Consider the following 21,495-nt stretch of genomic DNA (forward strand, 5'->3'; position numbering starts at 1 on the left):
CGCCAACAAGGTGCGCATCCCCTGGATGAACGACCGCCTCGTCCTCTACTCGCTCGACGCCCCGCTCCCAGAGAGCCCGGAACCGTCAAGTGCTCCCTCGACGGCCCCATCGGACGTTCGGTGCTAGGGTGAAGAAGCTCCCCGGCTGGAGCCGTTCGCAGTCACTCTCTCCCTGACCCAACTTGCGCGAGGCTTGGAGTTCCTCCAGCCGGATCTTCGCCAGGGTGGTCCCCTTGGCCGAGGAACCCCGGCCCGGGTCCTGGTACTCGCCCGGGTAGTCGTACACCTCGAGTTCCTTGTCCTGCCCGGCCTGGTGGTTTCCATCCATGGGCAGGTTGGGCTTCTTGAAATTGAAGTCGCGCAGGCTCACCTGTCCAGGTTGGATCTCCTCGGCGAAACGGAAGCGCAGCACGTGCTCGGCCTGCGGCACCATTCCAGCGGACTGACGGAAGGAGAGCTGCTCGCTGCCCGAGATGGGCTGGCAGGCACCGGGGCTGTCTCCCATGACGAGCACGTGCTTGTCCTCGTGGTGCTCGAAGAAGTGGAAGATGCCATCTTCCTCCATGAGCCGGCAGAGAAAGGCCCAGTCGGACTCGCGGTACTGGACGCAGTAGTTGCGTGGCTCGTAGGTGTTGCTCAGGCGCAGCTCATAGTGCTGGCTGGAGATGCCCGTTCCCTCCAGCACTTTCTTGAGGATGTCCGGTGTGGTGAGCTCCTGGAAGGTACGGCTGCCCTGGCGGTGCTTGAGGCGCCACACCTGTGGCACCACGGTGGCCTGATAGAGGGTGTAGCGTGGCAGCCCGCCCACCTGCTCGAAGCGCGAGATGATGCCGTGGACATGGCGGGGGCCTTGCTCTCCTTCGATTTTGAGCAGGGCCGGCTTGCCCACGATGTCCGCGAAGACCAGGGCTGGATCCTCGCACGCCAAATCGAGTTGAAACTCGTAGAGGCTGGAGACTCCCTCGTGGCCGGCGAACCGCACGACATTGAGTGGGGCGGGACAGCCGGAGACCTTGAAGCTGAAGAGCGATATGCTGCCAGCGAGGGTATTTCGTGCGACCATGTTTTGGTCCTCCAGTCCCAGAACTGTTCGGCACTACCGAGCAGTCATGTGGCTGGGACCCACCCTACAGCATGGCCACATTCCTCAGCGTGAGAGATGAGGGGAGAACCCGTGTTGTTCCGAGGTGTGGTGATGTGACGCAGACGCGGAGCCGCCAGCGGGTGCCGCAGGGCCTCAGTTGTAGATGTTCTGGTCGCCGCTGGAGCCGCCGCCGCGCTGACCCGCCCGGTACTCGTTGCCGGGCGTGTGGATGAGGACGACCTCCACCACCTTGTTCTTGCGCGTCTCGTTGCTCTCGGAGAGCACCTGGCCGCGCCAGTGGTTCGGGTCCTCGTCGGCCTTCTTCTCCAGGTTCTCCACCATCTTCGGGGGCGCGATGGCGAGCCGGGGAATCAGACACTCCGCGCGGAGCACCACCTGGAGATCATTGTCCCGGGTGGGGTTGGGCTCGTTGGGCGGGAACTCGTCGATGTTGTCGGAGAGGGTGACCCGGAAGTCGGGCGGGCGGTCGGGCATGCGGACCGTCTGTCCGTCGATGCGGCCGTAGGAGCCCTCGCCCCACTCGTCGGCGAGGTCCTCCAGCTTGGACTCCGGGTTGTTGAAGCGGGCCCCGGCCGTCGCCGACAGCATCTGGTTCCACCGGGGGTAGTTCTCTCCGTAGAACTTGCGGCCCCACTGCGCGGCGGACTCGGAGCAGGTCTGCGCGTCGATGTCGCGCACGGAGCGGCTGCCGCGCTCCTGCTCCGCTCCCGTGTACGCCAGGGCGCCGAGGATGATCAGGGCGATCAGCAGCGTCACGCCCAGGGCCGTCAGCAGGGTGGAACCACGACGAGGGGCTCGGGACTTCATGTCTCGCTCTCCAGCCATCAGATACGGGGTGCGGCGACGTTCTTGAGCAGGACCACGGTGCTGAGCACCCGGCGGCGGTGCCCGCTGGCCTCGGGCCGGGGGGCTCCTCCGAGGTCGATTCCCCGCTCGAACGGGGTGTCCTCCTTCGCGACGAACTCCCCGTCGTTGGTGACGAGGGCATTGCTCGTGCGCGCCGAGATGGAGAGCCGGGCGAAGGTGAGCCCCGGGTCCATCAGGGCCTCCGTGGGCCCCTGGTCGGTGAAGCCGTCATCCGCCACGCCGTCGTCGTTGCGGTCGTAGCCCCACTGCACCTGGAAGTCCTCGATGTCCCTGGCCAGCACCGTCCGCTCGGGCGGCTGGACGGGCCCGAGCGTCCGGGGATTCAAGGTCTCCATCACCAGGTCGGCCCGCGCCGGGGTCTTGCCCACCGCGTCCACGTACATCACGCGCACGCGCACGACGCGGACCGGGAACACGGTGGCTCCGGGCTGGATGGGGACCAGCGGATCCTGCAGTTGCACGGGGTTGACGGCGCCGGGCGTCTCCAGCTGGACGACGTTCCTCGCCAGGTCCCCGTCCATGACGAGGTTCCTCCGCTCGATGGGCACCAGCATGGCGCGCTGGAAGTTGGTGATCAGCGCGCTCTCCCCCGGATGGAAGATGTCGGGCTGGACACCGGGCGTCGTCGGCAGCCGCCCATCCGGCGCCACGCTCACCTTGTCGTCGGCGAGCGCCCGGACCAGCACGGTGCGCCGATCCGCGCCGTAGCGCACCAGCGTCAGCGTGTCGGGCATCTGCGGCATGTCCCCGTCGTGCAGGGCCGCCGCGCCGTTGGTGAAGAGCATGGCGGGGCGCTGCTGCCGCGAGCCATCCGGGCCCGTGAAGCTGTAGACGGGACCGCCGGCGCCCGCGGCGGCCAGGGCCTGGGACACCTGGCGCAGGGCCGTGCGGGCCTCCTCGTTGGCGTCCGACAGCAGCTGCTGGTTGCGCCGCATGCGTCCGGCCGCCAGCAACACCACCACGGCCGCGCCCAGCATCAGGATGCCGAGCGCCGCGCTCAGCAACAGCTCCACCAGGGTGAGCCCTCGCGCGGAGCGCCGCTTCCGGGCGAGCACTAGCGGGTCAGCACTGCGCTGGTGACGACGCATTGGGTATCGCCCTCTCTGAAGTTGCCGCACGTGCCGTCCGAGGCGTGGCTGACCGCGACGAAGACCCGCCAGAGGTCTCCCTGGGAGCTCCCATCGACGACCCGCTCGAAGCGCACGTAGCGCCGGTACTGGCAGGTGGGGTGGAAGCCTTCCTCCGGCTGCCCGGTGTTCCTGCACGGACGGCCGTAGATGTCCACCCAGCCCACCAGCTCCGGTTGGGTCCCGTTGCACAGCTCCGCGAGCTTCGCGGGGAGCGCGGAGCCGAACGCCTCCTGGCAGTCCAGCGGCGTCCCATCGTGGACGAAGCTGGCGCCGTTGGCGTCCGTGCGCAGCTTCGGCTTGAAGTCACCGAGCACCAGCGCGTCCACCCGCTGCTGCGCCAACCGCATGGCCATGTGGTGACGGTAGGAGCGGCTGGAGGCGCGGGCGGCGAGGGTGTTGGCCGATACGAGCGCCAACATCGCCACCGCCACCAGCGCCATGCCGATCATCACCTCGACCAGCGTCATCCCTCGAGGGTGTCTCTGCCCGCGCATGCTCCACCTACTCCGCGAGTGCACGGCCCAGGTCCAGCCAGGAGCCGATCCGCGCCGGGGTCCGCTTCCCGCCCAGGCCCGAGCCCGGCACGTTGCCCAGGGGCTTCTTGTCCCCGGTGCTCTGCAGGCCCACCATGCTCTGGGTGATGATGGTGCCGTCGGGCAGCACCAGACTGCCCGCCGCCGTCTTGCCGCTCTGGCCGTCGTACTTCACCGGATCCGCCTTGCTCAGGTCGCGCACGAGCGTGCGGCCCTGCATGTCCGACTTGAAGGGGTTGTTCTCCGTGGTGCCGTAGGCCGTGGTGAGCACGATCTGGCTGCCCACCAGCTTCGGCGAGCCCACGGCCCGCTCCTTCTCCTCGAGCTCGAAGAAGACGGCCGACCCCTGCTTCGCGTTGCCCCAGCGGGTCATCGTGGACGCCTGCGTGGACGGGACGGGGTTCACCTTGTCGTAGGTGAGCTGGTGGCGGATGCGCGTGTCCTCCGGGCTGGAGGCCACCACGTACACCCGGCCCTTGATGTTGGGGTTCGTCGTGAGCACCCAGTCCGGGCCCGCCGTGCCGAAGACGAGCGCCAGCTTGCCCGCCGCCGCCTGGCCCACCGGCATGCGCGAGAAGAGGCTGTCGGTGCCCAGCTCATACGGCAGCCGCATGATGGCGGGCACCGTGCTGATGGGGTGCTGGGGATTGTCGGTGGAGAACAGCGGGTAGCTGCCGGTGCCCGAGGACGCGTGGCTGAAGGCATTCATGTTGGCGCCGGTGTGGATGTCCAGCTCCCAGAGCCGGCCCTCCATGTCTCCCACGTACACGCGATCCATGGAGCCGTCGTTGTCCACGTCCAGCGTGGAGGTGCCGCCCGGCACGGAGTTGGACGTGCCGGCGCCGTAGGGCCGCTCCCACTGCCAGAGCTTCTCGCCCGTGCCCGAGTCCAGGGCGAACACCTGCAGCTGCTGCGCCCCCGTCGTCGCGCCGTTGGTGGCCACGATCAGCTGGAAGGTGGGCACGTTGCCCCGGCGCACCGGCACCAGGTTCATCGCCAGCGCGTCGCCGAAGTCCTGGTAGTTGTAGGGGCCCGACGTGCGCGCGGCCGCCAGGTCGGCGTAGTCGGGAGCGGGGTCGCCCTGACGGTCCGACCACCGGAAGGCCGTGTTCTTCGCGTCGTCCGGATCATCGGTGTGGTCCTGGTCCGCCGTCACATCCCACAGCACGGTGGGGTTGCGGGGATCCGTCACGTCCAGCGCGAACATCTCTCCGCCCAGACGGCCCGAGCCGGAGACGAGCACCGTGCGCCAGCGGTAGATGCCGGTGTTGCGCTCGTCCGGATCCAGCACGCCGTTGCGGTTGGAGTCCTCGTAGTCCACGTACACGTCGGAGACCACGGGCGAGATGTCCACCCGGGCGTCGTTGGTGCGCAGGCGCGGCAGCTGGCCCTTGGGGATGAAGGACCACAGCTCGGTGCCCGCGGCGGGCGCCGTCTGGCCGGGGATGGAGCCGCGCAGGTAGATGGCGTGCAGCTGGCCATCCAGCCCGCCGATGTAGGCCATGTCCGGGCGCTGGATTTCGATGTAGTCGCTGCGGCCCACCACCGCCGCGCTCGCGTGGTCCAGGCCGCCGAGCGTCGAGCGGACCTCGCCGAACTGGCGGTTGTCACACTTGGACTCGGTGGGCGTCATGTCGTCGTACGGGGTGCTGTCCGTGATGTCGTGCGCCACGCAGAAGCCGCGCACCCGCTGCACGAAGTGCTGGCTGGTGTGGGTGTAGTCGTTGAGCAGCGCCGCCAGCACCGTGTCCACGATGCCGTCCCCATCCGGATCCAACACGCTCAGGCCCGCGGCGTTGCGGTCCAGCGCGATGGCCTCCTGGAGATCGCACACGTTGCGCAGCTTCCCCGTCTTCGGATCATCCTGGCAGCCCGGCCTGAGCTCGCTCAGCTGGAAGTCCACCTTCTCGAGCCCGTCCTGGTTCGTTCCCAGCACGGTGAACATCTTGCGCTCGCCCGGCTTGGGCATGCGCGCGGAGGCCTCCCACTCGGCGTCGGCGGCGAAGCTCTGGCGAGCCGCGCCGATGTCGCTGGCCAGGATGGAGCGGAAGCGGCCCTCGACATAGGGGAAGATCCAGTCCGCGGCCTTGGCGCCCATCTGGAAGTTGATGCGCTCGGGGAAGTGGGCCGGGGGCGGGGTGTCCAGGAAGGTGCCCGACAGCACGCGCACCTTGTCCAGCGTCCCATCCGCCTTGTAGGTCAGGTCCGCCACGGGCTCGGCGCGGCTGGTCTCCAGCGAGCTGGGCTTGTAGGCGAGGTTGAGCAGCGTGTTGAGCACGATGCGGTTGCCCGCGGCCGACGACGCGAAGCTGTGGCCGGCCAGGTAGAGCACGTTGCCCTTCTGGCGGTTGTTGTCCTTCGGGCGGGAGATGTAGATGTCCCAGCCATCCTTGCCGCTGGTGGCGGAGGACTTCGTGGTGATCATCCGCAGGGTGCCGGCGCCGTAGTCCTTGTTCCTGCGCGGCTTGAAGCCCTCGACGCGGCCGAACGTCATGGAGAAGGGGTAGTCACCCTTCTGGCTGAAGAGATCCCCGTGGTTGTTGAAGATGTAGCAGTCACCGCTGGCACCGGGATCCGAGCAGTCCTGTCCGTTCGGCGCGAAGCCATACTTGCCCACCAGTTGCTCGGTGGTCAGGGTCCGCAGGCCGGGCCCCGGGGCGGCCGGCGTGGGGTCCAATGCCGTCTTGGACATGAACTGGGTGGGCTCATTGCCGGTATACAGCTCCCGCGTGCTGTCGTCCGGCTTGTAGCTGTCCTCGTACGTCTCGATCGAGGCGCACTCGTTGAAGATGCTGTTCCCGATGTCCACGAAGTGGGCGATGTTGCTCAGCGCGGACTTGAGGTTCTCCCCCTGGGTGCCTTCCCAGTGCGGCGCCCACAGCACCTTGTAGTACGTCTTGTTGGGCGTGCCCGGGTTCGGCGCGTAGTTGAGCTTGCCCCGGGGATGGGTGTCGTTGGAGACCAGATCCGTGTCCTGGTTGAGGACGTCGAAGATCTTCCCGTGGTTGTCGAAGGTGCCCTCGGCGCCCGGGAAGTTCAGACCGGCGTTGAAGAGGTACTGGCGCAGGATGCCCACCGACCCGGCGCTGGTGGTGTTACGTCCCTCGACGAGCGCGATGGGCGGGGGCACCTCGTTCATGATGCGCGCGATGGGCGCCACGAAGGCGTTGTTGGCCTTGTGCACCCGGACGTTGAACGCCGTGCCCGGGTCGCAGTTGACGGCGCCTTCCGGTCCCCGGAACTTCTCGAAGTCCTCGTCCTCCTTCAGCAGCTTGATGGCCCGCGCCGCCTCGGAGGCCTCGATGATGAAGGGCCCGCCCATGTAGCGCAGCCGCTTCACCGTGCCCTTCACCCGGAAGGCCGCCTCGCCCGTGCCGTTCGGGTTGCCACGGGTGTCGAAGGTGTCGAACTCGGTGATGAACGCGCCCGAGGCGTTGTTCAGCAGCGACACCGGCCAGCCGCTCTCCTTGGCCACCTCCATGTCACAGCCGTCGATGTAGACCGCCGTGTCCACGCTGTTCTTGCACCGGTGGTGGCTCGTCTTCGTGGGCTGCACCGCCCAGTAGACCGTCACCCCCTTCTGCAGGAACCGGTAGATGAGTCCGTAGGCGGACACCGCTCCGCACTGGGTTTGATAGGCCCGCTGCATCGGAATGATGAGCGAGCCCTGCTCGAAGCGGACATCCGTCGCGCCCGCGGCGAAGGGCAACGTCATGAGGCACAGGACGGCCAGGGGGCGAATGCGAAGCGCTTTCATCCGTGTCTGTCCTCCAGGAGGGGGCCGGCGGGGGGACGCCGGTCGACATTCGGGGGTAGGCGCGGAACCCACGGGGGTGGCTCTGCGCTTATCTGCGGCAGGGTAGCATAACGGAGGATAGACAGACAAAGGACTACAGCTGAGAGATTCGAGCGAATCACTCTGTAAGCGATTTCCTGTATGTCTCTTGGATTCCAAGAAATGACGAAGCCCCCTCCCGCCGTGTGGCAGGAGAGGGCTGCGAGTGAAAAGCGGGCCCGGGACTAGCGGATCTCGAGCTTGCCGATGGCGAAGTCAGCGTTGGAGAAGACCTCGTCACCGGCGCGGTTGCGGGCGGCGGCGCGGAAGCGGGTGTCCAGGCTGGTGCCGTTGAAGACGGTGCCCACGGGAGCGGTGGCCGGCAGCTTCAGGCGCACCGAGTAGAAGACGCGGCCGGGCAGCAGGGCCACGTCGCCCGTGAACTTGCCCGCGCCGTCGTACTTCTGGCTGACGCCCGTGTAGAGGACGCCGGCCGTGGGGCCCGTGGTGGGCAGCGTCGCGGCCACCGCCTTGGGGGCCGAGCCCAGGTTGAACACGTTGCCCTCCACCAGCAGGGAGGAGTCGGGCTCCACGCGGGTGGTGTCCAGCGGCAGGTTCATGCCGGCCGAGTAGACGCCGCCGCGCGCGGTGGCCGTGGAGGAGCCGGTGATGACCAGGCCGGCGTTGGCCACCAGATCCAACTGCACCACCTTGGCCGAGGAGGCCGCCGCGTTCACCACGAAGCGCACCTTGCCCATGCCGGGAGTGGGGTCCGTGTAGACGAGGCCGTGCACGGCGGTGGTGCCCGCGCCGGAGAGCGGGGAGGCGCCCACCAGGGAGGCCTTGAGCTGCTGCGCGCCCAGGGTGTTGAAGGTGGCGGTCACCACGGAGGTGCCGCTCTCGGAGCCGGAGAGGGTGAGCGGGCCCGGCAGGATGGCGGCCGCGTCGGTGCTGGTGAAGGTGAGGCTGCCCGCGTAGGAGATGGGGTTGCCGTAGGTGTCCTTCACGCTCACCACCGCGTCCACCGGGTAGCCGGCGTTGGTGTCGGTGGGCAGCGCCACGTGGAGGGTGGGCGCGGCCGGGTTGATGGTGATGGACGCCGTGCACGACCAGCCGCCCGCCGAATCCGTGGCGGTGATCGTCTGGCCGCCAGCGCTCACCAGCCGGGAGGCGAAGACGCGCGAGCCCTGGTCCCCGCCCGGCGAGTAGGCCGCCGGAGCCGGCAGGGCCGCCTGCGGGTGGGCGTCCGTCGCGGTGACGGTCATCGTGCCGGTGTAGGGGGTGGCGATGTTGCCGAACGTGTCGCGCGCCGTCACGCGCACCGGGAGCAGGCTGCCCGCGATGGCCGTGGCCGGCACGTCGGAGATGTCACACGCCGTGGCGGCCGCCGCGGAGACGGCGAACGCACCGGAGGCCGTCAGCTCGGCCCGGGCGCTGTCCACCACGGTGATGCGCTGCAGGCCCGAGGTCTGCAGCGAGGCGAAGAAGGTCCGGGTGCCGCCATCCGTGTCGGTGAACGTGTAGCGGGAGGGGAGCGCCGCGCGGGCGTCCGTCGAGCTGAAGTTCACGGTGCCGCGGTAGCCCGTGAGGGGGTTGCCGTACGTGTCCGTCACCGTGACGGTGAAGGAGGAGGCGGCGCCCGCGGTGGTGGGGCCGGTGCCGGACAGGACGATGCGAGCGGCCACCTGGGTGGACGTCACCTTCGCGCTGCCCGAGGTGGCCGTCAGGGTGCCACCCACCTCCGTCGCCGTCACCGTCTGGTCGCCCTGGGTGCGGAACGCCACCGAGACGAGCGCCACGCCCTGCGAGAAGGACACGTCGGCCGGCGGCTCCATGGCCGTGTCCGACGAGGTGATGTGCGCCTTGCCCGCGTACGTGGTGGCGCGGTTGCCCTTGGCATCGAGCGCGGTGACGGTGAGCGCGAGCGGCTCGCCCACGCGCGCCGCGGCGGGCATGCCGGAGAGCTCGTACGCCACGGCCCTGCTCGGACGCACGCGGATCTCACTGGAGACCTTCACGGTGTCGTTGCGGGTGTCCTGCACGGTGATGGTCTGCACGCCCGCCTTGAAGAGGGTGAGGCGGAGGGTGGCGGTGCCATCGTGCGTGTCCACCGTCACGTCCGGGACGGCCGGCGCGCTCTCGTCGCTGTGCTGGACGTGGAGCTGGGTGGCGTAGTCGCGCGAGAGGTTGCCGAAGGCGTCCACGAAGGACACCTGGAAGGACACCTCGGCGCCCGACTCGGTCTCCGGGGCCAGGCCGGACAGGTTCATCCGCGCGGCCGGACCGGCGTTGACGGTGAAGGGCGAGCTGGTGGTGCTGAAGGAGCCCGCCATGCCACCGCCCACGGTGCCGCTGGCGATGAGCTGGCGCGAGCCCGCCGTGCGGAACGTCACTGGCACCGACTTCACGCCCTTGTCCGCGGCGGTGAAGGTGAAGTCGGCCGGGAGTTCCGCCGCTCCGTCGTTGCTCACCAGGTGCACCGTGCCCGTGTACGAGGGCACCGTGGCGCCGGACGGGTCCACCACCGTGACGATGACCTGGGTAGGCGTGCCCGCGGTGAAGGTCTCCGCCGCGTTGAGCTTGAAGCCCGAGGCCGGCGTGGGGCCCACCGTGACGGTGAGCGTCTGGAGGGTGCTGCCCGAGCGGTTGCTCGCCGTCAGGGTGTAGGTGGTCGTCTCCGCGGGCGACACCTCCACCTCGCTCTTGCCGGTGACGTCACCGGCACCGGGCTCGAGGGTGAGTTTGTCCTCGCCCTCGGCGGCGAAGACGATCTTGGCGGAGGCGCCCTTGGCGATGGTGCCCGGCGCCACCGTGAAGATGGAGACGGTGGGCGCCTGGCCGCAGGCGGCCAGCAGGACGGTGCACAGCAGGAGGAGGTTCCGGGTCATGGGACGGAACGCGGTCGTCATGGAAGGGGTGTGGACTCGAGTCATGGCGTGCTCCCGAACTTGCCGAGGAGCGCGCTCAGATCGGCTTCTTCGATGGTGGTGGGGCTGCTGGTGAGGTCCAGCGTGTTGTCGTAGCGCAGGTGGGTGGGGGTGGCCGGGGTGGTGCCGAGGCGGCCGGCCATGGCGGCCAGGTCGAAGTAGTCGACGACGCCGTTGCCGTCCCAGTCGCCGTTGCCCGGGGTGGCGTTCGCCTCGCTCTTCGGGTGGACCTCCCAGATGCCGCGGCCGTAGGTGGCCACGCGCAGCAGGCTGCCGTTGGAGGCGATGGTCAGATCATAGGTGCGCACCATGGGCAGGTTCTTGCCGTAGCGGGCCCAGGTGGCGCCGCCATCGGTGGAGCGGTAGAGCCCCAGCTCGGTGCCCGCGTAGATGATGGAGTCCGTGGCCGGATCGAACCGCACCACCCACACCGGCACGTTCGGCAGATCGAAGCCGGTGCCGTTGCCGTGGAAGGGCACCCAGGTGGCGCCCTGGTCCGTGGTCTTGAACAGGTGGCCCACCGAGTCGGGGATGGCGCCCCCGGCGAGGTTGGCGCTCCCCACGGAGGACACCAGCCACGTCTTGGTGCTGTCCGTGCCGCCCAGGCTCTCCGGCTGGCGCGGGATGGCCACCGACTGGATGAAGCCCAGCTGGTCGAACCCGCCCGAGCCATTGGGCACCTGGAGGATGGTGGCGCCGCCGCGCAGCGAGACGGAGCTGCCCTTGTCCACCAGCAGCGCCGAGGCGCCGCTGCTCAGGGGCAGGCCATAGATGCGCGCCGGCACGCCGTCCACGGTGTACGTGTGGGGCGAGGCGGTGACACCGAGGCCACGGGTGCCACGGGTGGCGCCGGCCACGCTGATGCCCGAGGGCGTCAGCCGCACGGCCGACGGGCGGTCGGACACCGGATCCACGGTGAGCCGCCAGATGTTGAGGGAGGAGTTGGCGACCACCGAGCCCTGCGCGTCGAAGGTGGGGCTGTAGCGGATCATGAACGGGTAGCTGTCACCCGTGGGCAGCGTGAAGTTGGCGCGCGCCTGGTTGGCGAGCTCCACGCCGTTCTCGATGCGGGTGGCCCGGCTGCAGTCACGCAGGCGCGGCTGGCAGTACTGCCACCGGCCCTGGACGGACGTCCAATAGACGGGGTTCTGGCCGCGCGAGTCGCGGGACACCGCCGTGCCGATGCCGTCACCGCCGAGGATCTGATCCCAGTTCTGCAGGTCGTAATCGAAGATGAAGGCCTCGTCCTCGATGAGGCGGAAGCGCGTGCCGTTGTCCTGCAGGCCGGCGAAGACGACGTTGGCGTTGCCGTAGACGGGATCGCCGCTGCCCACCGAGTAGGGCAGATGGGTGACGAGACCGATGTTGGGGTGCTGCCAGGTGACCTGCGCGCCCGTGGGGGCGTCGAAGACGTCGCGCGAGACGGAGAGGCCGCCGTCGGTGCCCACGAGCGCCATGTAGATGGCGCCCACGCGCACCACGGTGGCGGTGTGCCAGTCCGCGTGCACGTACGGCAGGAAGCCCTCGGCGGTGTAGCCGCCACCGCCCTGGGGCAGCCAGTGGGCCATGTTCTGCCAGGTGGCGCCGCCGTCGGAGGAGCGGATGCCGCAGAGGTTGCCGCCGATCAGCACCCGGTTGGGATCCGCCGGATCCACGGCGATGGCCAGGTTGTACCAGCTCTGGTCATGGCCCGCGTTGACGTCCGTGCACTGGCTGGGCGTGGGGTTGGTGACGGGCGTGGCCTTGGTGGCCACCACCGTCCAGGTGTTGCCGCCATCCACGCTCTTGAGCACCGCGTTCGTCGCCGAGGCGGCGTCACTGAGCGAGCCGCCGATGGCGTAGACGACGGTGGCCGTGGGATCCGCCGTGCCGCTGCCGGCCAGGTTGATGTGACTGATGTCGGTGGCGGTCGAGCCCGTGACGGTGGCCGGCAGGGTGCCGCCAGCGCGGGCCGACACCCAGGTGGCGCCCGAGTCGGTGCTCTTCCAGATGTCACCGTAGTTGCCCACGGCGGGGTTGGAGGCGCAGGCGGCGACGCTCAGCAGCCGGTTCTGCGTACCGGAGGCGGGGTGGGGAGGCTGGCCGCCGGGGCAGGCATACGCACCACTCACCAGCCACTGCGACTGGCCGTCCGTGCCCTGGCCCAGGTACACCAGATCCCAGGTGGCCTCGCGCACCGGACCCGTGGCCGCGGTGTTGGGCAGGTCGATGAAGCCGAACGTCGCGCCGCCGTCCGTCGAGCGGTAGAAGCCGTCGTTGGTGGCGACGAGGAGGTTGTTGGCGTCGGCCGGATCGATGCGGATGTCGCGCACGTTGCTGGTGACGGTCGGCTGACCGTCCACCGGGTGCGTGGCGGAGAGGAGGATGGGATCGCCCCAGGTCTTCCCCTCGTCGGTGGACTTCACCAGCCCGCCGCCCTGCTGATCGAACGCGTCACCCAGGCCGAGCCAGACGGTCTTGCCGTCCGTCGGGTCGAGCTCCATCGCGCCCACGGCGAGCGTGCCGAGCTGATCGGTGATGGGCTTCCACGTGGGGTACTGGCCGAAGTCGGTGGCCTTCCACACGCCGCCGCCGGCCGTGGCGATGTAGACCGTCTTGGCATCGCCCGGCTTGACGCGGATCTTGGTGAGACGGCCGGAGTCGATCGACTTGTAGTAGGTGCCGTTGTACGAGGAGCGCGCCGTGGCCGGGCCGAGGTTCACCCAGGACACGTCGCCCGCGGGCGTCGGCGAGAGGGCGCTGGCGTCCCCATCGAGGCGCATGGGCGAGGTGGCGCCCGTGCCGTTCCACTTGCGCGCTTCCGCGGCGGCGATCTTCAGCAGCTCCTGCTGGTACTCGGGGCTGCGCGGGCCGATCTCGGCCTGGAGGGCGAGCCGGCGCAGCGCGGCGTCATCCTTCTCCGCCTCCTCGTTCTCCTCCTCGTTCGCGACGAGGCCCTCGTGCTCCTCGTCCTCGTCCTCGGAGCGCAGGCTGTCCATCCAGGGGATGTAGTCCAACCCCTGTGCGAGCGCCTGCTCGGTCTTGGCGATGAGCGCGTTGCGGCGCTCCTGCTTCCAGTTGTTGTAGGCCGTGACGACCTGGGGCGCGCAGGCGGCGAGCCCTGCGACGGTCGTCACACTGAGGAACATCCACTTCTTCTTCTGAGACATGGTCACCCGTGGGGGGGATGGAGCCGTACCTCTGCTGCAAGACTTCAGGACCGCGAGACTTCGAAGGCACACGCCTCGTGGCGCGGGGGGCGCTCGTGTTGGATGGAGATGAGGGAGGAGTGTTGAGCCGAGGGCAGATGATGGCCCGGATGATGTTTTGTTGTGAATCCCCCCCACCCGATTCCGCCGGAACCCGGAAGTTCATGCTTGCGGTTGGCGGGCAAACTTCCGGGGGTTTATTCCTGCCCTTGGGACGGCGAGAGGACTGACTACAATCGGCGCCCATGAGTCAGGACATCCAGGCGCTTTTCTGGTCCTACGGATATGTCGGAGTTTGTGTCGCCGCGGGGGAGTTGGCCCTGCGGCTGGGCCTGTCGCGTGAGCTCGCGCGGAAGATCATCCACGTGGGCGTGGGCTTCTGGATCTTCGGGACGCTGGGGCTCTTCGAGAGCCGGGAGCTGGCGGTGGTGCCGTCGGCCACGGCGGCGGTGGCGAATTGGTACATCCATCGCAAGCGGCTGCTGAAGTCGGTGGAGGCCGAGCCCGACAACCTGGGCACGGTCTGGTTCGCGCTGAGCTACTCGGTGCTGGTGTGGCTGGCGTGGGACAGGCCGGCGGTGGCGGCGGGTGGCGTGCTGGCCATGGTGGTGGGAGACGCCATGGCCTCGCTGGTGGGCCGACGTTTCGGGCGCCACCGCTACGAGACCTTCCATGGAGAGCACAAGAGCCTGGAGGGCTCGCTGGCCATGTGCGCGAGTACCTTCGTGGCCGTACTGGCCGTGCTGACGTGGATGCCGGGCGTCGCACCGGACATGCCTCGAGTGCAATTGGCCCTGCTGTGCGCCGTGGTGGCCACGTGCGCCGAGGCGCTCGGCACGAAGGGGCGCGACAACCTCTGGGTGCCGCTGTCCGCGGGGGCTGTCCTGTACCTGGTGCCATCCGCGCATGCCTGGGGGCTGGGCGTGGGAGCGGGCATTGCCCTGGTCATCGGCGTGCTGTCCTGGCGCCGGGGCTCGCTGAGCCCGAGTGGTGTGCTGGGGGCCATCCTCGTGGGCACGCCTGTCTTCGGATTGGCGGGGGCGGTGGGGGCCGCGGCACTGCTCGGCTTCTTCATCTCCTCGAGCGCGCTCTCCAAGACGTTCCGTGCCCGGAAGGCCGGCGTGGAGGAGGAATACGCGAAGACGGGGACGAGAGACCTGGGACAGGCGCTGGCCAACGGAGGCGTGGCGGCGGTGGCGGCGGTGCTGCTGGGCGTCACCGGAGACGCGCGCTACTCGCTGGCCATGTTGGGGGCCCTGGTGGCCGCCAACGCGGACACGTGGGCCACGGAGCTGGGTGTGCTCTCGCGCTCGCCGCCGAGACTGGTCACCACGCTGCGGCAGGTTCCGCCCGGAACGTCTGGCGCCGTGTCGGGAGCCGGGCTGCTGGCATCCACCGCGGGCGCTGCGTTCGTGGGCGGAGTGGCCGTGCTCGCGGGGGCGCCGGTGGCACTCATTCCGTGGCTGGTGCTGGCGGGAGTGGCGGGCTCGCTGGTGGACAGCCTGCTGGGCGCCACGGTGCAGGACGTGCGCTGGTGTGACGCCTGTGCGCGGGAGACGGAGCGCAAGGTGCACCGGTGCGGACGCTCCGCGCGGCCCCTGCGAGGCTTCTCCTGGCTGGGCAATGACACCGTCAACGTGGTGGCCACGGCCGCGGGCGCGCTGGTGGCCTTCTGGGCGTAGCGCGCCGCGCGTGAGAGGAATTGGACCGGCCGGGAGTCGAACCCGGGAAGGAGAGTGGAGTCACCGGGAGTCGCACCCGGATCTCCGGCGTGTCGGACCGGTGCTCTGCTGTTGAGCTACACGCGTGTCTGTCCATGAAACTGGCAGAAGTAGGGACGAGCAGACTCGAACTGCTGTCTCCCGCTTATCAGGCAGGTGCTCTACCTTTGAGCTACGTCCCTTCGTGATGTGACATCAGACGCGAAATGACGCGGGTTCCTGACAGGCCCTCCGTTGGCCTATGGTGCGCCGCATGTCGCAAGCCCAGCAGGTCCGTGTCGCCGTCGTCCAGGCCGCTCCCGTGCTCTTCAACCGAGACGCCACGCTCAAGCGCGTCGCCTCGTGGACCGCCCGTGCCGCCCGCACCGGCGCGCGCCTCGTCCTCTTCCCCGAGGCCTTCATCCCCGCCTATCCCCGAGGCCTCGGCTTCGGCTTCATCGTGGGCAGTCGCACCGAGGCCGGCCGCCGCCTCTGGCAGCTCTACAACGAGCAGTCCGTGGAGATCCCCGGCCCCGCCATCGACTTCCTCGGCGGCATCGCCCGCGAGCACGGCGTCTACCTCGCCATCGGCGTCATCGAGCGGGATCGTCTGACGCGCGGCACGCTCTACTGCACGCTGCTCTACTTCGGGCCCGATGGGGCGCTGCTCGCGAAGCACCGCAAGCTCAAGCCCACCGGCTCCGAGCGCCTCATCTGGGGCGAGGGCGATGGCAGCACGCTCTCCACGGTGGACACGCCCTTCGGCCGGCTCGGCGGGCTCATCTGCTGGGAGAACTACATGCCGCTCGCCCGCACGGCGATGTACTCCAAGGGTGTGGACCTCTACCTCGCCCCGACCGCGGACAACCGCGACACGTGGCAGGCCACCCTGCGCCACATCGGCTCCGAGGGCCGGTGCTTCGTGCTCGGGTGCAACCAATTCGTCACCCGTGACATGTACCCGGAGGAGGTCCTCCGCGAGGAGCCCCTGCCCGCCGATGCGCCCCACATCCTGTCCCGCGGGGGCAGCGTCATCATCTCCCCGTTCGGCGAGGTGCTCGCCGGTCCCCTGTGGAACGAGGAGGGCGTGCTGACGGCGGACCTCGATCTGGGCATGCTGACCCGGGCGCGGCTCGACTTCGATCCGTGCGGCCACTACGCCCGGCCCGACATCTTCCGCTTCGAGGTGGACGAGCGCGAACGGCCCGTGATGGCCTCCCTCCGTCAGGAGGCCGCGCCCGCCCCGGCCTCGCCCCTGCCGGCGCGCAGCAGGTAGAGCCAGAAGAAGCCCCCCAGCGTGAGCCCCAGCGTGGCCTTCACCCACGAGGGGAAGAGATCGCCGGGGGACACGAAGCCCTCCACCACGGCGATGAGGGCGAGGAAGGGCGCGCAGCCGAGCACCAGCTTCACGGCCTCGCGCCCCCGCAGCGCGAGCGCCTGTCCCCGGGGCAGCTCGCCAGGGTCGATGAGGGCCTGGCCCACCATGAGCCCCGCGCCTCCGGCGATGACGATGATGGACAGCTCCACCGGCCCGTGGGCGGCGATGAAGTCGAACAGCTTGCCGCCCATGCCCTCGTGCACGCACAGGGCGGCCACCGAGCCCAGGTGCACGCCGTTGTTGATGAGCACGAACACCGTCCCCAGCCCCAGCAGGATGCCCGAGGCGAAGGTGACGATCGTCACCGTGAGGTTGTTGGTGGCGATGCCCGAGGCCACCGCGTTGGGCGGCGACACCGTGAGGATGCCGTCCGTCCACATCTCCTTGCGCGCGATGAAGTCCCGCAGGTTCTCGGGGACGAGCAGCTCCGCGCCGCGCGGCTCCAGCAGCACCACCACCGCGCCCAGGAGGATTCCCAGCAGGAAGAGGCCCGCGCTGGTGGCCACGAAGGCCCCGTTGGCGCGCAGCGTGCGCGGGAAGTCGTGGCGGAAGAAGGCCAGGGTGGAGGCCAGGCGCTCGCGTGGCGGCTGGTAGATGGCGCCGTAGGCCTGGCCGCACAGCTGGTTGAGGAAGCGGTGCACGTCCGTGCCCGCGTAGAAGGTCTGGGCGTGCGCCAGGTCCGCCGCCGCCCGGCGGTAGAGGACATCGAGCGTCCGCAGCTCGCCCAGCCGCAGGGTGCCCGCGCGCTGCCGGTCGAGCAGCTCCTTGAGGGCGTCCCAGTCGGGGCGGCGGCGGGTGACGAAGGCGGGCAGGGGGGCGGCCACGTCAGCGCTCCGCCTGGACGCGGGCCCGCAGGAAGGCCTCGGTGCTCTGGGGCGACGCCAGCACGGTGGCGCGTCCGGCCTCGTCGAGCCCTCCGTAGCGCTCCACCAGCTTCGTCCCCAGGCGCATCCGGGCCTGGGGCTCCAGCTCCGGCGCCCGGGTCAGGAAGGAGAGGATGAGCTCCACGTCCTCCGCGGTGAGCCGCTCGGAGCGGGTGGCGGTGGGCAGCGCCCCGGGCCCCGGGGCGGACGCCGTGTACTTGTCCAGATCGATCCGCTCCTCGCGCACCAGCAGCGTGCCGGCGAGCAGATCCCCCAGCCGCCGGTGCTGGCGCGTCAGCAGCACGCTGAGCACGCCCACGGCGTAGACGAAGGGCAGCGAGTCCACCACGCGCACCAGGTTGCGCACCGCGCTCTCCAGCACGCCCACGGGCGAGCCGTCCACGCGCACCACCCGGATGCCCATGAGGCGCTTGCCCGGCGTCTGCCCGTTCATCAGCACCTCGGCCACCGTCCAGTACACCCACTGCGTGGCGAACACCCCCACCACCAGCAGCGTCTGCGCCAGGCCGGACAGCCCCTGGAAGAAGCCGATGACGTCACTCACCAGCAGCGTGAAGGTGAAATAGGCGATGACCCAGAAGACGAAGAGGATGAAGAGGTCGGCCAGGTAGGCGAGGCATCGGTAGCCGATGCCGGCCACGGGCAACGAGAGCGAGACGCGCTCGGGTGTGGCGACGTCGAGGCTCGGGGAGGGGGCGGAGTCCATTCGGCCGGGAGATTACCCGGAACGCGCCTGGAGGTCCGCCAGGGCAGGCACCAGGGCGGGCACCCCATTGCCCCGGCCCCGCTGCACGCCATGCCCGGGCGTGGTCAAGGTCAGAAGGAACCCTTCAATGCCACGGGGAGGCGGACATGGCGGACACGGATCGGACTGGGACGAACATCAACCTGCGGGCCCGGCACGAGCAACGCAGCGAGACCCGGCGCAACCAGACCTACAAGGCCTTCTTGCGCAACCTCATGGTCATCGGCTCGATGAACGAGGAGGAGGCGGAGCGCGCCGCGGTGTCGGTGCTCTGCGTGCTGGAGCAGCGGCTCTTCGGCGAGGAGGCCGCGCACCTGGAAGCCCAGCTGCCCGGCAAGCTCCAGGATCTGCTCCTCCGCTGCGAGCGGCACGTGGGCAAGCCGGCCAGTAAGTTCGGCAGGGACGGCTTCCTCCAGATGGTGTCGGAGGACCTGGACGTGGACACCCTCGAGGCCGAGCGGAAGATCCGCGCCGTCTTCACCGCGGTGAGGGATCAGGTCTCCGAAGGGGAGATCGAGGACGTCATCGGCCAGCTGCCCATGGACCTGCGCGAGCTGTGGCAGCGCGCCCTCTGACGCGTCCGGGACCTGGAATGAAGAAGGGGGCTGGAGGTGACTCCAGCCCCTTCCTTTCTTCTCCGCGTGGGCTCAGGCCTTCACCTTGCCCTGCTTGTTGGCGTCCGTGGTGCCCACCTGGATGCGCTTGGGCTGCATCTCCGGCTGCTTGGGCAACCGCAGGTGGAGCACGCCGTCCTTCAGATCCGCGTTGATGTTGTTGGCGTCCACTCCCTCGGGCAGCGTGAACGAGCGGGTGAACGAGCCGTAGCTCCGCTCGTAGGTGTAGAAGCGATCCGTGTCCTCCTGCTTCTCCGTCTCCCGCTTGCCGCTGATGGTGAGCCGGTCCCCCGTGAGCGTGATGTCCAGGTCTCCCTCCTTCACCCCGGGCACGTCCGCCTTGAAGACGTAGGCGTCCTTCGTCTCCTTCACCTCGAAGGCCGGGATGAAGCCCAACGACGTGTCACCGCCGCCCACCATGCGGCCCACCTGCTCGAACGGATCGAACCCCATCAATTCCTTCATCCGCTCGAAGGGATCCAACCCCCGTGTCCACCGGCCTACCGACGAGCCACTGCCTCGACGCACTGGAAGATCCGCCATGACATTCCCTCCTTGTGCTCGGGCCGTACCCACGCTGGAGCGCGGCCCCTACACTCAGGGTAGAGCAGGGACGCCGCCGGACAAGGCGCACCCGGAGGCCGCTCCCTGTCCTCCAGACCATCCGCCCGTGGACCCTGGAATAGCCCACCACCTGACACCTCCAGGGGCCATGGGTGAGGCCGTGCACAGTCAGCGGCAAATTGGCGTGGATCGCGACTGGACGGATGCCATACCGATGGACATTCGTGGGCAACGCCGGTCACACAGTGGGTGAACCGGTGGTCGTGATGGGTCGAATCTTTCCAGTGGACGTCGGAGGTGCGACTCAGGAGAGAGAAAACAGGTCTCAACAGGTGGAAGGTGCTGACCGGTAGGACGAAGACCCTCGCGGAGGGACGTGCTCGAACCACATCAGGAGCCGCGAGTGTTTCCATGACCGGGTGCAGTGTGTCTCGAATGTATGTGTACGCCATGACGGCTGGGGGGCCCTCGCATGGCAACGAATCAGGCGGAAGTGCGGGTTGGATTGTTGGAAGGACCGTGGGCGGTCTATCAGGGGCTGGCCGATGGGCTGAGAGGGGAAGGGCTTCAGGTCCTGTGGGTGACCCGGGACGTGAGGACGCTCCTCGACGGCATCGGGACGGATCCGCCGCAGGTGGCCATCCTGGACGTGGAGCCGGAAGGCGACGCGCACCTGGGCTGTCCGGCCACGGAAGGGCTGAACCTCCTGCGTGAGGCGCGCAAGCGCAGGCTGGAGGTGCGGATGCTCGTGTTGTCCTCGGCGCATGCCCAGGACTTCATCTCGCAGTGCTTCGACGAGGGGGCCTCGGGCTACCTCTTCCGGCAGAGCCTGACGACGAACGCCGTGTGCACCGCTGTCAATGCGCTGGTGCGCGGGGAGAAGCTCTTCCCCGTGCAACTCTTGCGCAACGACTTCGAGCATCCACCGGTGGCCTCGTCCACGGCGAGCGTCCTGCTCACCCTCACGCAGCGCGAGCGCGAGGTGCTCCAGTACGTGGCGGGGGGCGCGGACAACCTGAAGATCGCCGCCCACCTGCAGATCGCCGAGCGGACGGTCAAGTCGCACGTGACACAGCTGTACCGGAAGCTGGGCGCGGAGAATCGGACCCAGCTGGCGTTGCGCGCGTGTCACCTGGGTGTCCGGCCTCCGCCGGATCTCTAGCGCTCCAGGCATCTGACGGCGGATGTCACTCTGTCGTCAGTGTCCGGTCATTCATTCGTCAGACCCCCCTGGCAGATCGTGGTGCGTGACACCACTGTCCCAGCCCATCGAGGGCGCCAGGAGGAGGAGGGTGATGAACGGGGTTGTCGGGCTGGAAACGCCGCCAGGGAGTCTCGCGCTTCCAGTACCGCGGAGGGTGGAACGGGAGCCCGGGCGGGCCTTCCCGCGCATGCGCATCGGTCAGGTTCCCCTGGACATGGGGAGCCTCGACGAGGTGCTCGCGTGCATCGAGCGGTTCGTGGCCACCGGCCGGGGTGGCCGGGTCGTCACGCCCGATGTGGAGCAGATCGTCCGCGCCGAGCGGGACGCACCGTTGCGCGAGGCACTCGCCACGGCGGAGCTGTCGCTCGCGGGTGGCACGGCCCTGGTGCGCGCGGCGCGGGTGCTCGGTGAGTCGTTGCCGGAGCCGGGGGCGCGGTGGTTGACGGCGCTGGCCGGACTGGCCCGTGCGCGGGCCTGGCGGGTGCTCGTGGTGTCGGATCAGCCCGGGCTGGCCGAGTGGACCGCGTGCGCGCTGAGGGACAGGTACGGGTTGCTCGCCGTGGGCGTGGCCGCCCCGGGTGTGCCCGAGGACGGGCGGGGGCCGGGCGTGGAGCGGCTGATGGATGGCCTGGCCCTGACGCGTCCGGACCTGGTGCTGGTGTCCATGGCGACGCCGAAGCAGGAGCTGTTCTGCCAGTCCGCCGCCGCGTCGTTGCACTCGGCGGTGGTGGTGGGCACGGGCCGGGCGCTGGAGTCGCTGCTGGACAGGCCCTGGGCGCCTCGCCACCGGCGGACGCTGTGGGCCTCGGTGCTGGCCCCGGTGCGGTGGCTGCGCCGGAGCCTGGCCTTCCTGCGCGTGCTCGCGGCCTCGCGGCGCTGAC

Annotated in this window: 15 protein-coding genes and 2 tRNA genes; 5 read left to right on the forward strand and 12 right to left on the reverse strand. The window is 69.3% G+C overall.

Annotated elements, in window-relative coordinates; translation table 11 throughout:
* Positions 1-85 precede the first annotated feature (85 nt).
* The 7 genes from AC16DP_RS22925 to AC16DP_RS22955 all read right to left on the reverse strand — a co-directional run bounded on the left by AC16DP_RS22925 (position 86) and on the right by AC16DP_RS22955 (position 13,486).
* Complete coding sequence (locus AC16DP_RS22925; RefSeq protein WP_329734530.1) at positions 86-1,063, reverse strand: type VI secretion system Vgr family protein; 978 nt, start codon at positions 1,061-1,063, stop codon at positions 86-88.
* Positions 1,064-1,237: 174 nt separating this feature from the next.
* Positions 1,238-1,912, reverse strand: coding sequence for a hypothetical protein (locus AC16DP_RS22930; RefSeq protein ID WP_329734531.1), 675 nt, complete (start codon positions 1,910-1,912; stop codon positions 1,238-1,240).
* Between the two features lie 17 nt (positions 1,913-1,929).
* Complete coding sequence (locus AC16DP_RS22935) at positions 1,930-3,027, reverse strand: hypothetical protein (protein WP_483956857.1); 1,098 nt, start codon at positions 3,025-3,027, stop codon at positions 1,930-1,932.
* Positions 3,027-3,596, reverse strand: coding sequence for a type IV pilus modification PilV family protein (locus AC16DP_RS22940; RefSeq protein ID WP_329734533.1), 570 nt, complete (start codon positions 3,594-3,596; stop codon positions 3,027-3,029). Before AC16DP_RS22940 ends, AC16DP_RS22935 begins: the two co-directional genes overlap by 1 nt.
* A 7-nt stretch (positions 3,597-3,603) precedes the next feature.
* Positions 3,604-7,392 carry a pilus assembly protein gene (locus AC16DP_RS22945; RefSeq protein ID WP_329734534.1) on the reverse strand — a complete coding sequence of 1,263 codons (3,789 nt, stop codon included), beginning with the start codon at positions 7,390-7,392 and terminating at the stop codon, positions 3,604-3,606.
* 263 nt (positions 7,393-7,655) lie between these two features.
* Positions 7,656-10,319, reverse strand: a complete 2,664-nt coding sequence (locus AC16DP_RS22950; protein ID WP_329734535.1) for a hypothetical protein — start codon at positions 10,317-10,319, stop codon at positions 7,656-7,658.
* 20 nt (positions 10,320-10,339) lie between these two features.
* Positions 10,340-13,486, reverse strand: coding sequence for a WD40/YVTN/BNR-like repeat-containing protein (locus AC16DP_RS22955; protein WP_329734536.1), 3,147 nt, complete (start codon positions 13,484-13,486; stop codon positions 10,340-10,342).
* 284 nt (positions 13,487-13,770) lie between these two features.
* Here AC16DP_RS22955 and AC16DP_RS22960 point away from each other — a divergent pair, with 284 nt between their 5' ends.
* The gene (locus AC16DP_RS22960; protein ID WP_329734537.1) at positions 13,771-15,207 is read left to right on the forward strand and encodes a DUF92 domain-containing protein; all 1,437 of its coding nucleotides are present in this window, start codon (positions 13,771-13,773) and stop codon (positions 15,205-15,207) included.
* 21 nt (positions 15,208-15,228) lie between these two features.
* Here AC16DP_RS22960 and AC16DP_RS22965 read toward each other — a convergent pair.
* Together AC16DP_RS22965 and AC16DP_RS22970 are read right to left on the reverse strand one after the other, a co-directional pair.
* Positions 15,229-15,327 (reverse strand) — tRNA-Val (locus tag AC16DP_RS22965).
* Between the two features lie 30 nt (positions 15,328-15,357).
* A tRNA-Ile gene (locus AC16DP_RS22970) sits at positions 15,358-15,428 on the reverse strand.
* A gap of 71 nt (positions 15,429-15,499) precedes the next feature.
* On the opposite strand from AC16DP_RS22970, the gene AC16DP_RS22975 reads away from it, so the two are divergent.
* Positions 15,500-16,501, forward strand: coding sequence for a carbon-nitrogen hydrolase family protein (locus AC16DP_RS22975; protein ID WP_329734538.1), 1,002 nt, complete (start codon positions 15,500-15,502; stop codon positions 16,499-16,501).
* On the opposite strand, the gene AC16DP_RS22980 is transcribed toward AC16DP_RS22975, so the two are convergent.
* Complete coding sequence (locus tag AC16DP_RS22980) at positions 16,450-17,427, reverse strand: stage II sporulation protein M (RefSeq protein ID WP_329734539.1); 978 nt, start codon at positions 17,425-17,427, stop codon at positions 16,450-16,452. The two genes, AC16DP_RS22975 and AC16DP_RS22980, sit on opposite strands and share 52 nt — an antisense overlap.
* Position 17,428: 1 nt before the next feature.
* Positions 17,429-18,193, reverse strand: coding sequence for an RDD family protein (locus AC16DP_RS22985; protein WP_329734540.1), 765 nt, complete (start codon positions 18,191-18,193; stop codon positions 17,429-17,431).
* A gap of 146 nt (positions 18,194-18,339) precedes the next feature.
* Between AC16DP_RS22985 and AC16DP_RS22990 the strand changes: the two genes are divergently transcribed.
* Entirely contained in the window at positions 18,340-18,807 is a 468-nt protein-coding gene (locus AC16DP_RS22990) for a DUF2267 domain-containing protein (protein WP_329734541.1), read from the forward strand.
* Positions 18,808-18,879: 72 nt separating this feature from the next.
* Here the strand turns inward: AC16DP_RS22990 and AC16DP_RS22995 are convergent, their stop codons facing one another.
* A complete protein-coding gene (locus tag AC16DP_RS22995; protein ID WP_329734542.1) occupies positions 18,880-19,389 on the reverse strand; it encodes an Hsp20/alpha crystallin family protein in 510 nt (169 codons plus the stop codon).
* 493 nt (positions 19,390-19,882) lie between these two features.
* On the opposite strand from AC16DP_RS22995, the gene fruA reads away from it, so the two are divergent.
* The gene (fruA, locus tag AC16DP_RS23000; RefSeq protein WP_329734543.1) at positions 19,883-20,572 is read left to right on the forward strand and encodes a response regulator transcription factor FruA; all 690 of its coding nucleotides are present in this window, start codon (positions 19,883-19,885) and stop codon (positions 20,570-20,572) included.
* A 229-nt stretch (positions 20,573-20,801) separates the two neighbouring features.
* Positions 20,802-21,494 carry a WecB/TagA/CpsF family glycosyltransferase gene (locus AC16DP_RS23005; RefSeq protein WP_329734544.1) on the forward strand — a complete coding sequence of 231 codons (693 nt, stop codon included), beginning with the start codon at positions 20,802-20,804 and terminating at the stop codon, positions 21,492-21,494.
* The last annotated feature ends 1 nt before the right edge of the window (position 21,495 follow it).

The organism is Archangium sp., from assembly GCF_057119385.1.